Raw genomic sequence first — 13,897 nt, 5'->3', positions numbered from 1 at the left:
TAGAGCAATCCTTAAGACGCGCAATCGCTCCGCCCGGGGCCGCAGCAATCCGTCATGGAGCCGGGCCTCGCGGTCGCCGTCCCGGCCCTGCCAGGCTGACCGCCCCGGCGACGCACCATGGCGCGCGGCCCCACCATCGCCCTGGCCCTGGAGGGCCAGTTGCGCCTCGATGACCAGCCCGTGCTGCACCGGGCCGTGGCGCTGGCGCGCCAGAGCGGCGGGCGCCTGCTGGTGCTGGCCTGCCGGCCGCAGGGTCAGCGGCTGCGGGGGCCCCACCAGCGGCGCCTGGAGGCCCAGGCCCTCACCTCTTTGCACGCCCGCCTGGCGGCGGCGGGGATCCCCCTGCTGGCCTTCCCGCAGCACACCACGGCGGCCGCCCTCGCCGAGCTCCGCCCCCTGGTGCAGCCCGAGGCGGTGCTGCACGCCCAGGAGAGCCGCCTGTTCAACACCTGGCCGGTGGCGGCCGAGCGCTTCCCGCGGGTGTTCAGCCAGTTCCGCCGAGCCCTGGAATGCTCTCCGGAGCCGCCCCTGCCCCCACCGGATCTCGCCGGCCTGGGGGACCGCTGGGACGAGCTCCCCCGCGCCTGGCTGGAATCGCCCGCTCCCCCACCGGCCTCCGCTGGCCCCGATCCCCGCAGCGCCTTCCCCTTTCCCGGTGATGAACCCACGGCCCTGGCCCGGCTACAGCACTACCTGTTCGGCTCCAGCGGGCTGCGCGATTACAAGCTCACCCGCAACGGGCTGGTGGGGACGGAGTTCTCCGCCAAGTTCTCCCCTTTTCTGGGGGTGGGCTCGCTGTCGGTGCGGCGGATCTGGCGGGAGGTGCTCCGTTATCAGGAGCTCCACGGCGCCGACGAGGGTTCCGAATGGATGCAACAGGAGTTGCTGTGGCGGGAGTTCTTCCTCTGGTCGGAGCAGCGCCACGGGGACGCCTTCCACGCCCCTGGCGGTCTCCAGAACCGTCCGCCTGCCGCGCCGGCCGGTCCGCAGGAGGCCAGGGAGCGCTTCGCCCGCTGGACCCGAGGGGATAGCGGCCATCCCCTGATCGATGCCCAGCTGCGCGAACTGCTCACCACCGGCTACCTCTCCAACCGCGGCCGCCAGTGGGTGGCCTCCCACTTCGTCAACGAGCTCCAGCTGCCCTGGACCTGGGGGGCCCGCTTCTTCGAGTGGGCCCTGATTGACGCCCACCCGGCCCTGAACACGGGCAACTGGGCCTACCTGGCCGGTGTCGGCTCCGACCCGCGCAGCTTCGGCGGCAGCCCCCGCCGCTTCGATCTGGAACGCCAGGTGCGCCTCTACGACCCCGAGCAGACCCACCGCCGGCTCTGGGCCGCCCCGGCGCCCCTCCCCTTGTGACCCTCCCCCTGTGGCCCTGACCCTGATCCTGGGCGACCAGCTTCATCCCGACTGGACGCGACCCTCTCCCCTGCAGCTCGCCCCCGGCTCCCGGGTGCTGATGGTCGAGGACCTGGCCGTGGCCTCCACCTGGCGGTACCACCGCCTGCGGCTGCTGCACACCTTCGTGGCGATGCGCAGCTTCCGCGACGCGCTGCTGGAGCGCGGTGTGGCGGTTCGCTACTGGGAGCTGCCGGAGTCGGAGGGGGTGTCCTTCTGGCAGCGTCTGGGGGCTGAGCTGAACGGCGGCCGCGAGCCCCGGGGCCGCGAACTGGAGGGCCGCGAACTTCAGGTGGCCGAGGTCGCCGACCGCAGCTTCGAGGCCCGGCTGCAGCGCTTCTGCGCTGAGCAGGGCGTGCGTCTCAGCGTGCTGCCCTCGCCGGCGTTCCTGGAATCGGTGGCCGAAAGCCGGAGCTGGTTCGAGGGCCGCCGGCGCCCGTTCATGAAGACTTTCTATGAGCGCCAGCGGCGCCGTCTCGGCCTGCTGCTGGAGCCCGATGGTTCCCCCACCGGCGGCCGCTGGAGCTTCGACACCGAAAACCGCCGCAAGCTGCCCAAGGGCTATGTGGAGCCCCCCCTGCCGGCGCTGGCGGCCAGCCCCCACGAGCCGGAGGTGCGCGCCCTGATCGAGCGCCATTTCCCCGACCACCCCGGCGCGCTGGGGCCCCTGTGGATCCCCTTCGATCAGGCCGGCGCCGAGACCTGGCTGCGGTGCTTCCTGGCGGAGCGCCTCGATGGCTTCGGGCCGTTCGAGGACGCCCTCAGCCGTCACCACGCCACCCTGCACCACTCCCTGCTCTCGCCCCTGCTCAACATCGGCCTGCTCACCCCCGCGGCGGTGGTCGCGGCCACCCTGGAGCACGCGGCGGCACGGCAGGAGCGCGGCCAGCCCGTGCCGATCGCCTCGTTGGAGGGTTTCCTGCGCCAAGTGATCGGCTGGCGGGAGTTCGTGCGCGGCATCGACCGGGTGCACGGCGAGCGCCAGGCCGCCGCCAACTTCTGGAAGCACCAGCGCCGGCTGGCCCCCTGCTGGGACGACGGCAGCAGCGGCCTGCCCCCCCTGGATGCGGCGATCGAGCGGGTGAACCGCCTGGGCTACAACCACCACATCGAGCGGCTGATGGTGGTCAGCAACCTGATGCTGCTTTGTGAGATCCACCCCGGCGAGGTGCACCGCTGGTTCATGGAGCGATACCTGGATTCCTATGAGTGGGTGATGGGCCCGAACGTCTACGGCATGGGCCAGATGAGCGACGGCGGCCTGTTTGCCACCAAGCCCTACATCGGCGGCTCCAACTACATCCTCAAGATGGGCGATTACAGGAAGGGCCCCTGGTGCGAGGTCTGGGACGGCCTCTACTGGCGCTTCATCGACCGCCACCGCGCCTTCTTCCAGGCCAATCCCCGCCTTTCGATGATGGTACGGATATTGGAGAAGCTGGACCCCAAGCGACGCGAGGCCTTGGAGGCCGCCGCCGAAGGGTTCCTGGCGCGGGCCACCCGCTAAGGGGCCTTGGGAACGACGACGCGGGGGGGCAGGTTCAGGTGGCGGATGCGCTGGGCGAAGCCCCGGTCGTCGAAGGAGGCGAGCGTGTCGCAGCCACGGCAGCTCGCGTGGTGGAGGGCATCGGCGAAGTCGAGCCCGGCGCGCAGCCCGGCGACGGCCTGCTCGAGGGCCGGGCGATCTTCCGTGGTCAGGCCAGGGTGGGCCAGCAGGTGGTCGAACACCAGCAGCACCTGCTCAGCCGCGAAGCCGTAGTAGCCCCGCAGCACCCACTCCAGCTCCAGGGCCACGGTCTTGGGCAGGAACAGGGGCTGCCCCGATTCGATCAGCTGCCGTGCTGCCTGGCGCTGGCGTTCAGTGGCGGCATCGGCCCCGTCTTCGGCGACGAAGTAGCGAGCCAGCACGTTGGTGTCGAGGCCGATCACGGCGCCAGCAGGCTGGCCGGGTCGAAGTCAGCCGGCACAGGAGGACGAGCGCTCCTGAGCAGGCCGAAGCCGCTGGTCGGCAGCGGTTGCTCCGGCTTGCAGGAGCGCACTTCGATGTGATCGCCCACCAGCTGGAAGCTGACCCGACCGCCTCGGGCCAGGCCGAGCTGCTGCCGCAGGGCCTTGGGGATGGTGACCTGTCCCTTGCTGGTGATCGAGCTGGTGGCGGCGTCTTCGGCTGGCATCGACACAGCCTCACGACGCAGGGTCTTACCTGGTAAGGATACGTCGATCAGTGCGGATCGACGAGCATGGTCCCGCCCTGACCCGCTCCCTTTCCGTGACCGCCTCCGCCGCCGACGCTGCCCCCCGGCCGCCCGCCCCCGCCTTGCTGCTGGAGCGCCTGGCGGCGGTGGAGGGCATGGGGCCCGGCCGGCGGCGGCTGGTGCTGCTGCTCAGCCAGCTGGGCGACTTCGACAGCCTCGAGTACGCCCAGGCTTTGGTGCCGGTGCTGCCGCAGCTGGAGGCCGCCGGCATCGCCGTGCTGGCGATCGGCATCGGCGACGCGGCGGGCCGCGAACGCTTCTGCGCCTTCACCGGCTTCCCGAGCGAGAGGCTGCTGGTGGATGCCGCGCCGGATCTGCATCGGGACCTGGGGCTCTACGAGGGCCTGAAGCAGGCGGGCGGGCCCTGGCCCAACCTGCTGCTGATGTGCGCCGGCCTCGGCTCCCCCGGCACCCTGGCCGAGGTGCTGCGCGGCTACACCGGCGATCGCAGCGCCCCCCAGCGCATCGCCGACGACGAGACGATCCAGGCGGGCCCCTTGCCGCCGATCAAGGGGTCGTTCTTCGCACGGGCCGGCGGCCGCGGCTTCCAGCGCCCCTTCGAGCTGGCCACCGTGCGGCTGCGCAACATGGCCGAAGTGCTGGGCCACTGGCGCACCTACGTCCCCTGCGACGATTTCCTCACCCAGCGCGGCGGCACCTATCTGCTGGAGGCCGACGACACCCTGCTTTACAGCCACCGCGACCCCGGCATCCTCGGCTTCTCGGCCACCATGGCCCGGCCCCTGAGCTTCCTGGAGCCGTTTCTGGGTTGATGCCCCTGGAGGCGCCGGCGCCGCAGCGTCTCCCCGGTCGTCTGCGCCACCTGGGTCTCCTCAGTCAGCCCGACACCCTGCTGGAGCCCATGGCGCCCGATCAGCTCGCCGACTGGGAAGCAACCTCCGTGATTCCGGCGTCAGCCCTGCCGTAAGCAGCCCATCCGCCTACCTGCTCGACAGCCACGCCCTGCTCTGGTGGTGGTTCGATCCGGAGCGGCTCTCCGGTGCTGTCCAGGCGCTTCTGGTCGACCCCACCAGCCGAATTCTGGTCAGTGCCGCATCGGTCTGGGAGCTCAGCCTCAAGCACCATCAGGCCAAACTCCCCGAGCTGGAGCAGGCCATGGATGATCTCCCTGGCCTGCTCCAGGCCGATGGCTTCCAGCCCCTGCCGATCTCCCTGGCCCATGGCCTCAGGGCCGGCGGCTACAGCCAGCCCCGCCGCGATCCCTTGGGCCGGATGCTGGCGGCCCAGGCCGAACTGGAGCGGCTGATGCTGCTCACCGCTGATCCGCAGCTGTCCGCCTTCCCGTGCCAGACGTTCTGGTAGACGGCAAGGCCAGCCCGCACTACGGCGTCTCCAGCAGGGGCCGTAGAGCTTCCACCGGCCCGCGCCCGGGCTCGAACAGGGGGCTATCGCCCTCGATCACCCGGCCGTCTGTCAGGACGATCCGGAAGAGGCCATCCCCCATGGAATCCACCGCGGTGAAGTGGTGAGTCCGTTCGCCGAGGATCGGTAGAAACCGGGCGAACCACTCCATGGTGGCCTTGATACGGCGGGCAGCCCGCTCGTTGTCCTCGAAGAAGCCCCCGTAGGGCAGCCGCAAAAACAGGCTGCCCCAGGGCTCACGGCGCTGGTAGTGGAAGGCACCGCTGTGCATGCCGTGGCCCCAGAAGCCCACGCTGAACGTGCCGAGGGGAGCCTCACTCAGAAACGCGTCGACCGTGTACTGGAACTGGTCGGGCGGCTCCAGCGCCTGGGCCGTCCCGAACAGGGTCTGCCCCTGCCAGTGCAGCGGCCGATCGGGAGGCAACAGGCTCAGGGGGAAGGGGCCACCGATCCGCTCGGCGTAGTGGGTCAGAAGGCTGTCGAGCGTGGGCTCCATCGGTGGGTCTGCGGCGGGATCCATCCTCACCAGCACGGCCGGATCGAGGCCGGTTTCCCTGCGAAGGACCAGAGGCGATCGCAGGCCGTCGCCGTCACAGCACCCCCAGCCCCGCCTTCAACCCCTCGGTGACAGCCGCCAGAAAGGGCAGATCCAGCGTGTCGACCGTGTCGCTCATCCGGTGGTAGTGCGGGTTGCGCAGAAAGGAGGTGTCGGTGACCATCAACGCGTCGTAGCCCGCATCCCAGAAGGGGCTGTGGTCGCTGAGACGCACATCGGGCAGCGAGCGGCCGGCATCGGGCACCGGCAGCACCTTGGTGAGCACGTGCTTCCCCATGCGGCTGGCCAGGCCCGGCAACAGCGCGGCGGCGCCCAGATTGCCCACCACGGCGATGAAGTCGCCCCGGTCGCCGTAGATGGCCCGCATCGCCGGATGGGGATAGCTCTGGGTGGCGGCGGTGTAGGCGAGCATCTCCAGGCTCACCATCAGTTTCAGCTTCTGGCCTCTGGCCTTGAGCTCACCGGCCAGGGCCGTGCTGCCGACCATGCCCCATTCCTCCTGGTCGAAGGCCACGATCCACACCGGTCTCCGGGGCGGCTCGGTGGCCCAGTGCCGGGCCAGCTCGATCAGGGCCGCCAGGCCGGAGGCGTTGTCGTCGGCGCCGATCGAGTGCAGGGGGCCGTCGTAGTGGGCCGCCACCAGCAGGGGATCAAGCTCCGGGCGCTGGCCGGGGAGCCGCAGGATCAGGTTGGTGCCCGCATCGATGCCCTCCCGGAAGTGGTGCTCCTGCACCGGCCCCAGGGCGCCGAGCTGTTCGATCAGGTAGGCGCGCACCGCCATCAGGCCCATGGGATCCCAGCGGGCGTGGCGGGGGCGGGCCAGCTGCTGCAGATGTTCCAGCAGGGGCGCGGGGTCGGGAGCGGGGTGATCGATGGCGAGGCAGTCGATGGGGCACGAAGCTTAATCGCTTGACACCTGCACTGCAAGTGTGCATAATTAGGGGATGGTCAAGGTCTCCGCTCCCGCTGATGCGCTCTACGGCCTCGAGGACCTCCTCGTTGCTGCCGGCGACCTGCTGGGTGAGGAGATCTCGCCGCGCACCGTGCGTCTCTATGCCACCCAGGGGCTGATCGATCGCCCCGGCAAGGAGGGGCGCAGCGCGGTGTACGGCCACCGGCACCTGCTGCAACTGGTGCTGGTGCGCGCCCTGGCCCGGCGCGGCCTGAGCCTCTCCGCCATTGCTCCTTTCTGCGTTCTGGCCGACGCCGATCTGGAGCAGCAGCTGGAGCAGCTCGATGGCGAGGGGGCGGCGGCCACCGCCCCCTCCGTCGCCACCGGCAACGAGGCCCTGCGGTACCTGCGTGATCTTTCGGAGCCGGCCGACGACGCTGATGCTGCGGCAGGCGAATCTCCGTCCTTCGCACGAAAAGCCGCGGTCATGGGCTCCGTCCTTGGGATGCTCAACAAACCCCTGTCCTCCCGCTCCCGTTCCGACCGCACCCCCACCGGATCCCGCTCCAGCGACAACGGCAGCCGCTGGCTGCGTTTCACCCTCGCCCCCGGCATCGAAGTCCACGTCCGCGACTCCGTGTTGCCTCCTCCTGCCGGCCCTCGGCGCCAGCAATGGCTCCAGCACCTCCTGGACCGCCTCAACGCCCTGCTCGACGACGCCTCCCGCTGAACCCGTTCCCCCCTCCCACCGCTACCCCCCACCATGACCCGTCCCACCCTGCGCTTCCGGCCCCTGCGGCCGGCGGTGGCCTCCGATCGCCCCTCGTTCCTCGATCTGCTGCTCACGATCACCCCACCGCCGGCGGCCGCCGATGCCACCCGCCGCGAGCGGCCGCCGTTCAACCTGGCCCTGGTGATCGACCGCTCCGGCTCGATGGGCGGCACCAAGCTCAGCTGTGCCCGCAAGGCGGCCCGCTTCCTGGCCGGGGAACTCACCGGCCGCGACCGCCTCGCCATCGTCAGCTTTGACGACGAGGTGCAGATCGTGGTGCCCTCGAGCCCTGTGGCCGATCCCCAGCCCTTCATCGCCGCGATCAACACGATCCACAGCGGTGGCTGCACCGCCCTCTTCGATGGCTGGCGGGCGGGAGCCACCCAGGTGGCGGAGCATCTGGACCCCGCGGCGATGAACCGGGTGCTGCTGCTCTCCGATGGCCAGGCCAACGAGGGTCTCACCAACCAGGACCAGATCGCCACCAAGGTGGCGGGCCTCACCCAGCGGGGCATCAGCACCAGTGCCTTCGGCTTGGGCGACGACTTCGACGAGGACCTGATGGGGGCCATGGCCGCCGCGGGCGACGGCACCCTCGCCCACATCGAAACCCCCAGCCAGCTGGCGGATCTCTACGCCTCCGAGCTCCAGGGACTGACCAGCACCTTCGGGCGGCGGGTGAGCCTTGGCCTGCGGGGCAAGCACGGTGCGGAAGTGGTCGATCTCATCAACGACCTGACGCCCACCGGCGCTGGCAACCACCAGCTCCCCAACCTGCGCGCCGGCCAGGAGCTCAACGTGGGCCTGCAGCTGGAGCTGCCTGCCTGGATCCCGAATCAGGAGATCCTCAGCGTGCGGCTGGCCTGGGAGTCCCCCGGCAGCGGCGACCGCCAGAGCCTGATCGAGCACTTGCACCTGCCGGTGATGGCCTCCGATGAGATCCAGCAGCTGGATCCCGATGGGGCAGTGGCCGAGCAACTGGCATTGCTGCGGTCCAACCGGGAGCGCAGACGCGTCATCGCCGAACTTGATCGCGGCGACGTCGGCAGCGCCAGCGCCAGCCTGGGCAAGCTGTTCGGCGACCTCTCGGCGATGCCTGCCACCCCGAGGCTCAGCCGGGAACTCGACCTTCTCAGCGAGAAGCTGGCTTTGCTCAAGAGCGACCCGAAGCGCAGCCGCAAGAACCTGCGCCGGGAATCGCAGCGCTCCAGCCTCAACGTGTGGGAGAGCGACGATGAGCAGACCTGAGGTGGTGGCGATCGGGGATGTGCACGGCTGCGCCTCCCTGCTGGAGCAGGAACTCGCCCCACACCTGGATTCCGGCGCGGAGCTGATCTTCCTCGGCGACCTGATCGATCGGGCCCCCGAAGCCGATGGCGACCGTCGGGTGCTGGAGCGGGTGTGGCAGCTGCAGGAGAACCCCGCCGCCTACGGCCTGTCGGCGGTGACGGTGCTGCGGGGCAACCACGAGCAGATGCTGTTGAAGGCGATGGCACCGCGAGCGCCGGATGAGGACGTGGAGTTGTGGCTGTGCAACGGCGCCAACCCCGACCTGCTGCCCCTGGCCCGCGAGCGCCAGACCTGGTTCGAGCAGCTGCCCTACACGGCGGTCCGCGGCCGCTATCTGTTCGTCCATGCGGGCGTGCGCCCCGACATCCGCCTGGAGCACCAGGCCACAGACGATCTGATCTGGATCCGGAAGCCGTTTCTGAGCCGGCCCCATGGGTTGCCGTACACCGTGGTGCATGGACATACCTTTCGCCATGACTTCAAGGTGACCCGGTTGCCTCACCGGATTGGGATTGATACGGGGGCTTATTTGAGTGGGGTGTTGACGTGTCTGGCTCTGAACCCAGACTCTGAATGACATTTATGATATAGTAGTAATGAGCCCGATGAATTGGCGGCCTCAGTCGCAAAGCTTCTCTGAATCAAGTAAAATCCATATTTCTCAAGGCAAATTCTAGTCCAACTTTTTCTTCGTTCTCCATGACCGTTGATCTCAGTCTGATCACAAAAGTTCGCTACATCAAGCTTGGCAACAAAGGCGATCGAGAGTCGGATTGCATTGCGAAGAACCTTTGCTATATTGGGTTTTGCTCGTCGGACCCAGATTGCTTTCAGCTGATACTAGAAGCTCTGCGACCCAGTAACAATGAGACCAAGAAAGAGGCTTGGAAGAGGGTAAGGCAATTCCATAAAGATAGAGTGTCGGGGACTCCCCAAAAGTGCGAATCGGAAGCGACTAAGCAAGTAAACCAATTGAGAGAATTTTTTGAATCTGGAGAGAAAACACTTTGGGTGACTTTTCACGCGCGCAAGCTCTACTACGCAGTTCTTGATCCCGCTATTCAGCCGAGACGATCTGAGGAAGATGGCGGTAGTTATCGCTCAGTGGTCGACCAGTGGCGCTGTGTCGATATCGAAGGCAACGAGCTGTTGGAAGATAAGCTTTCTGGCCGAATAACTCAAACGAAGTCTTTTCGGGGCACTTCTTGTGCCGTCAAGGATGATGTAATGGATTATCTTAAAAGGAAGATCGGTTGTCAGCCGCACTCCTATCGGCTCGTGATTGACAACGCAATGGCGGCCCTTCAAAACGGTCTCTCCTCCGCCATCAAATCTCTTACGCCTGGCGACTTTGAGCTCCTTGTCGAACTCATCTTTTCGCGAACGCTTCGACGGATCAGCACAACTGGAAAGGTTCTGGAGTTCATTGATATTGCTTTTGAGAATCCCTTGAACGGAGACTTGGTAAGCGTTCAGGTTAAAGCGAGAACCAATCCAAGGGAGTTTAAGCGATACATGCAATCTGCTGATCGTGGTGTCTATGATGCCTTTTATTGGGTCTTCCATTCTTCTGGAAGTACTACCTTGGATGATTTTTATCGTGAGCTTGAGCCTGACGATTCCACTACCACCATTCTTGACATATCTAGAATTGCCTCCATGGCAATTGAGGCAGGCCTTGTCTCCTGGGTCATCGACAAAGCTGGCTGATCTAATCACATCTCGCGTTTATGACCTCTCGCCTGATCACCCCCAGCCAGCTCGCCCTCTTCAGCCGCAGCCCCCGGATCGGTGCCTGGTGGGAGGAGCTCAAGGCCAGAGGCCTGTTCACAGGCGAACAACCACCCCCCTCCTCCCTTGATGAGCAACTGTTCGCCGATGGCCTGCGCCTGGAGCAGGTGTTGCTCAACCAACTGGAAGCCGAGGGCTATCGCATCGCCCGCCTCTCGGGCCATCAACGTGAGGCCGATTACGCCGCCACCAGGGCCGCCATGGCCGATGGCTTCGACTTCATCCACCAGGCCTCGTTGAACAACGGAGAGATCCGCGGCTCGGCCGATGTCCTGCGCAGGATTCCCCAGCCCTCCGATCTCGGCGACTGGAGCTATATCCCGATCGAATGCAAGTTGGCCAGCAAGCCTCGCACCACCTTCCTGGTCCAGGCCTGTGCCTATTGCGAACTGCTCACTCCCCTGCTGGGACACCGGCCCGATCGCTTCGAGCTGTTTCTCGGTGGTGGCCGCTTCCAGTCTTTCGACACCGATCGTTTCTGGGCCTGGTACCAACAGCTCCGCAACCGCTACCGCGCTTTCCGCGCCGCCTTCGATCCCGCCTCACCGCCGGAGGATGAACCCGGTGATCACGGCAGCTGGGGCGCCTTCATCGAGGAGCGCCTGGCCGCCGAGCGGGATCTGGTGCTGGTGGCCAACCTGCGCCAGAGCCAGCGCCTCAAGCTCAAGGCCGCCGGCATCCACACGATCGAGCAACTGAGCGCTCTGCCTCCAGGCACCACCATTCCTGGCCTGGCCCATGAGGCGCTCCATGAACTGCAGCAACAGGCCGAACTGCAGCTCACCCCCGCCGATGCCGCCGGCAGACCGGCCTATCGGGTGCGGCCCCTGAGGCCGGGCAAGGGTCTGTCCGCCCTGCCCGCTGCCGACCATGGCGACATCTGGTTTGACATGGAGGGGGTGCACGATGCCGTCGCCGCCAGGAAGCTCGAATACCTCTTTGGTGCCTGCTATCGCGATGAACCCGGCGGCGCACCCCAGTTCAAAGCCTGGTGGGCCCACTCCCCACTGCAGGAAAAGAAGGCCTTCGAGGGATGGGTTGATTGGGTGGAGGACCGCCGTCGTCAGTTTCCTGGCCTGCGCATCTACCACTACGCCAGCTACGAAAAGACGGCCATGCGCCGGCTGGCCCAGCAGCACTCCACCCGGGAGGCGGTGATCGATGAATGGCTGCGCTCAGGGCTCCTGGTGGATCTGCTGCCGGTGGTCACCAACGCGATCGTGCTGGGTGAGGAGAGCTACTCGATCAAGAAGGTGGAGCACCTCTACATGGAGGCTCGCTCTGCGGATGTCACCAATGCCGGGGATTCGGTGGTGGCTTACACCAACTGGCAGGCATCGGGTGAACCTCCCCTGCCGGGCCCAGCCCCTGAGGCCAGCCCGCAGCTGCAGGCGATCGAGGACTACAACCGGGAGGACTGTGAATCCACCGTCTACCTCCATGACTGGCTGCTCCAGCTGCGCTCCGACCAGGGCCTGCCCGAGCAACCCCTCCAGCTGGAAGAGGCAGAAAGGCCCGAGAAAGAACCCTGGCCCCTGGAGGCCCTTGCCGCAGAGCTGATCGCCGAGCTGCCGGAAACGCTCCAGAGCGATCCCGCCGCCGATGCACCAGAAGCAGTGCTTCAGGAGCAGGAGCAACGCGGGCCCCGAGGCTTGAGCTGGCGGGTGCAGCGGCTGTTGGCCCAGTTGCTCCCCTTTCACCACCGGGAAGCCAAGGTGGCCTGGTGGGCGTACTTCGATCGCAGGCAGAAAGCGCTGGAGTCCCCAGGGGATCTGGAGAGCGACGGCGAGGCCATCGAAGGGGCCGTGTGGGAATCGATGGAGAGCCGCTCCAGCGCCCGCACCGGCGCCGACTACCACACCTTCCGATTTGACCCCAGTCAACCGCTGAAGTTGCGCGCCCAACCTGGACACAGCGGGCTGACCCTCGAGATCCCGGACGCAGGCCTGCAGCTGGCGGTGGACGACCTCGACGCGGAGCAGGGTCTGGTGACGCTCAAGTTTCCCTGGCGCAAGCGGGACCGACTTGTCGCCGAGGGGCTCCGTGTGGACCTCCCCCGCGCGCCGGTTGCTCTGATCAAGGTGCCCGCCGACATCAGCGAAAGCCTGCGCGCGCGTCTCGATGAACAAGCCCAGGGCTGGGTCCATGCGCTACAGCCCCTGCCCGAGTCGATCCGTCACCTGCTCGAGCGTGAACCTGTGGCTGAGTTGGTGGCGCTCAACGCCCTCGTCCGCGCCGAGCCCTCAGCGGTGGTGGAGCAACTGGCCTCTTTCCTGGAAGCTAGCAGCGGCAAAACCCTTGCCTTGCAAGGCCCGCCCGGCACCGGCAAGACCACGGTCACGGCCCAGGTGATCGCCGAACTGGTGCGCCGTGGTCAGCGCGTCGCGATCAGTTCCAACAGCCATGCGGCCATCAACAACCTGCTGCTCAAGACCCAGGCCCTCATCACCGAGCAAGGCCTGCCTGTGGCCGCGGTCAAGGGCACGAACGACAAGCAGGACCCAGGTCTGACGGGTACCGCCATTGCCCTGGTGAAACCCGATCAGCTCACCGCGGCCATGGCCGTGGTGGGCGGCACGACCTTCACCCTCTGCCGACCAGACGTGGCCGACGCCTTTGACCTGCTGGTGGTGGATGAAGCGGGCCAGGTCTCCCTGGCCAACCTGCTCGTGATGGCCCGCTGCGCCCGTTCGATCCTGCTGGTGGGGGACCAGCAGCAACTGGCCCAGCCCTCCCAGGCCGATCACCCTGGGGACAGTGGTGATTCCTGCCTCGCGTACCTGATGCAGGACGCCCATGTCGTCCCTGCCGATCGGGGCGTGTTTCTGGCCACCAGCTGGCGCATGGAGCCCTCCCTCACCGCCATGGTCTCGGAGTTGTTTTATGACGGCCGCCTCCAGGCCAGCCCCGCCAATGACATCAACCGCATCGACTGGCAGGAGCCCTTCACCGGCAGCCATGGTGGAATCCTGCCCGGCCAGGGGTTGGTGTTCGAGGCGGTGGAGCACTGCGGGCGCAGCGTCTGCTCGGAAGAGGAGATCGAGCGCATCGCCCAGATGGTGGAGGTGCTGCTCGGCTCCAGCTACCGCCATGCCTCCGGCAGTGGTGAACGCAGCGGGGTGTTGACCCCTGACGACATCCTGGTCACCGCTCCCTACAACGTGCAGGTGAACCATCTGCAGCAACGGCTGGGCAACCGGGCACGGGTGGGAACGGTGGACAAGTTCCAGGGCCAGGAGGCACCGGTGGCCATCCACTCCCTCACCGCCAGCGATGGTGATGCCGCTCCCCGGGGCCTGGGTTTTCTACTGGAACCCAACCGGCTGAACGTGGCGATCAGCCGTGCCCGTTGCCTCTCGATCGTGGTGGGTTCGCCCGGCCTGGTGAGCGGGATTGCCAATACGGTGGCGGAAGCGGAGCAGATCAATCGGTTATGCCGCTTGGTCCAAGCATCGATGGAAACTGATCGCTGAGATTGCAATTGAACTGAGTGGGATTGCCTTCCCAATGCATTCAGGAACAGCCCGTCCTGATCCATCGTGTCACTGACTTGCCCCCTC

Annotated in this window: 13 protein-coding genes; 9 read left to right on the top strand and 4 right to left on the bottom strand. The window is 67.0% G+C overall.

The window, feature by feature from the left end:
* Positions 1 to 117: 117 nt before the first annotated feature.
* Together KBY81_RS16475 and KBY81_RS04170 are read left to right on the top strand one after the other, a co-directional pair.
* The gene (locus KBY81_RS16475; protein ID WP_261357055.1) at positions 118 to 1,359 is read left to right on the top strand and encodes an FAD-binding domain-containing protein; all 1,242 of its coding nucleotides are present in this window, start codon (positions 118 to 120) and stop codon (positions 1,357 to 1,359) included.
* 10 nt (positions 1,360 to 1,369) lie between these two features.
* Positions 1,370 to 2,905 (top strand): cryptochrome/photolyase family protein, encoded by a 1,536-nt coding sequence (locus KBY81_RS04170; protein ID WP_254975713.1) that lies wholly within the window; start codon positions 1,370 to 1,372, stop codon positions 2,903 to 2,905.
* On the opposite strand, the gene KBY81_RS04165 is transcribed toward KBY81_RS04170, so the two are convergent.
* Both KBY81_RS04165 and KBY81_RS04160 read right to left on the bottom strand, forming a co-directional pair.
* The gene (locus tag KBY81_RS04165; RefSeq protein ID WP_254975712.1) at positions 2,902 to 3,327 is read right to left on the bottom strand and encodes a type II toxin-antitoxin system VapC family toxin; all 426 of its coding nucleotides are present in this window, start codon (positions 3,325 to 3,327) and stop codon (positions 2,902 to 2,904) included. The genes KBY81_RS04170 and KBY81_RS04165 overlap by 4 nt on opposite strands.
* Positions 3,324 to 3,572, bottom strand: a complete 249-nt coding sequence (locus tag KBY81_RS04160) for an AbrB/MazE/SpoVT family DNA-binding domain-containing protein (protein WP_254975711.1) — start codon at positions 3,570 to 3,572, stop codon at positions 3,324 to 3,326. The genes KBY81_RS04165 and KBY81_RS04160 overlap by 4 nt, the downstream gene beginning before the upstream one ends.
* A gap of 176 nt (positions 3,573 to 3,748) precedes the next feature.
* On the opposite strand from KBY81_RS04160, the gene KBY81_RS04155 reads away from it, so the two are divergent.
* Together KBY81_RS04155 and KBY81_RS04150 are read left to right on the top strand one after the other, a co-directional pair.
* Positions 3,749 to 4,426 carry a peroxiredoxin-like family protein gene (locus tag KBY81_RS04155; protein WP_254975744.1) on the top strand — a complete coding sequence of 226 codons (678 nt, stop codon included), beginning with the start codon at positions 3,749 to 3,751 and terminating at the stop codon, positions 4,424 to 4,426.
* A gap of 112 nt (positions 4,427 to 4,538) precedes the next feature.
* Positions 4,539 to 4,976 carry a type II toxin-antitoxin system VapC family toxin gene (locus tag KBY81_RS04150; protein ID WP_315858469.1) on the top strand — a complete coding sequence of 146 codons (438 nt, stop codon included), beginning with the start codon at positions 4,539 to 4,541 and terminating at the stop codon, positions 4,974 to 4,976.
* 19 nt (positions 4,977 to 4,995) lie between these two features.
* Here KBY81_RS04150 and KBY81_RS04145 read toward each other — a convergent pair whose 3' ends face one another.
* Positions 4,996 to 5,532, bottom strand: coding sequence for a hypothetical protein (locus KBY81_RS04145; protein ID WP_254975710.1), 537 nt, complete (start codon positions 5,530 to 5,532; stop codon positions 4,996 to 4,998).
* Between the two features lie 94 nt (positions 5,533 to 5,626).
* On the bottom strand, positions 5,627 to 6,382 hold the full coding sequence (locus KBY81_RS04140) for a M20/M25/M40 family metallo-hydrolase (protein WP_254975709.1): 756 nt from the start codon (positions 6,380 to 6,382) through the stop codon (positions 5,627 to 5,629).
* Between the two features lie 154 nt (positions 6,383 to 6,536).
* On the opposite strand from KBY81_RS04140, the gene KBY81_RS04135 reads away from it, so the two are divergent.
* The 5 genes from KBY81_RS04135 to KBY81_RS04115 all read left to right on the top strand — a co-directional run bounded on the left by KBY81_RS04135 (position 6,537) and on the right by KBY81_RS04115 (position 13,810).
* Positions 6,537 to 7,214, top strand: a complete 678-nt coding sequence (locus KBY81_RS04135; RefSeq protein ID WP_254975708.1) for a MerR family transcriptional regulator — start codon at positions 6,537 to 6,539, stop codon at positions 7,212 to 7,214.
* Between the two features lie 33 nt (positions 7,215 to 7,247).
* Entirely contained in the window at positions 7,248 to 8,504 is a 1,257-nt protein-coding gene (locus KBY81_RS04130; protein ID WP_254975707.1) for a VWA domain-containing protein, read from the top strand.
* Entirely contained in the window at positions 8,491 to 9,123 is a 633-nt protein-coding gene (locus tag KBY81_RS04125; RefSeq protein ID WP_254975706.1) for a metallophosphoesterase family protein, read from the top strand. Before KBY81_RS04130 ends, KBY81_RS04125 begins: the two co-directional genes overlap by 14 nt.
* 122 nt (positions 9,124 to 9,245) lie before the next feature.
* Positions 9,246 to 10,256 carry a restriction endonuclease gene (locus tag KBY81_RS04120; RefSeq protein WP_143594045.1) on the top strand — a complete coding sequence of 337 codons (1,011 nt, stop codon included), beginning with the start codon at positions 9,246 to 9,248 and terminating at the stop codon, positions 10,254 to 10,256.
* Between the two features lie 20 nt (positions 10,257 to 10,276).
* Positions 10,277 to 13,810, top strand: coding sequence for a TM0106 family RecB-like putative nuclease (locus tag KBY81_RS04115; RefSeq protein ID WP_254975705.1), 3,534 nt, complete (start codon positions 10,277 to 10,279; stop codon positions 13,808 to 13,810).
* Positions 13,811 to 13,897: the final 87 nt, after the last annotated feature.

Source organism: Cyanobium sp. Lug-B (genome assembly GCF_024345635.1).
GTDB lineage: Bacteria > Cyanobacteriota > Cyanobacteriia > PCC-6307 > Cyanobiaceae > Cyanobium > Cyanobium minutissimum.
This window is presented reverse-complemented; position numbering and strand designations above follow the sequence as displayed.

Excerpts from the sequence above, each read along its gene's own strand:
- KBY81_RS16475 (WP_261357055.1), top strand. The coding sequence starts at position 118 with ATGGCGCGCGGCCCCACCATCGCCCTGGCCCTGGAGGGCCAGTTGCGC.
- KBY81_RS04160 (WP_254975711.1), bottom strand. The coding sequence starts at position 3,572 with ATGCCAGCCGAAGACGCCGCCACCAGCTCGATCACCAGCAAGGGACAG.
- KBY81_RS04155 (WP_254975744.1), top strand. The coding sequence starts at position 3,749 with ATGGGGCCCGGCCGGCGGCGGCTGGTGCTGCTGCTCAGCCAGCTGGGC.
- KBY81_RS04145 (WP_254975710.1), bottom strand. The coding sequence starts at position 5,532 with ATGGAGCCCACGCTCGACAGCCTTCTGACCCACTACGCCGAGCGGATC.
- KBY81_RS04140 (WP_254975709.1), bottom strand. The coding sequence starts at position 6,382 with ATGGGCCTGATGGCGGTGCGCGCCTACCTGATCGAACAGCTCGGCGCC.
- KBY81_RS04135 (WP_254975708.1), top strand. The coding sequence starts at position 6,537 with ATGGTCAAGGTCTCCGCTCCCGCTGATGCGCTCTACGGCCTCGAGGAC.
- KBY81_RS04130 (WP_254975707.1), top strand. The coding sequence starts at position 7,248 with ATGACCCGTCCCACCCTGCGCTTCCGGCCCCTGCGGCCGGCGGTGGCC.
- KBY81_RS04125 (WP_254975706.1), top strand. The coding sequence starts at position 8,491 with ATGAGCAGACCTGAGGTGGTGGCGATCGGGGATGTGCACGGCTGCGCC.
- KBY81_RS04120 (WP_143594045.1), top strand. The coding sequence starts at position 9,246 with ATGACCGTTGATCTCAGTCTGATCACAAAAGTTCGCTACATCAAGCTT.
- KBY81_RS04115 (WP_254975705.1), top strand. The coding sequence starts at position 10,277 with ATGACCTCTCGCCTGATCACCCCCAGCCAGCTCGCCCTCTTCAGCCGC.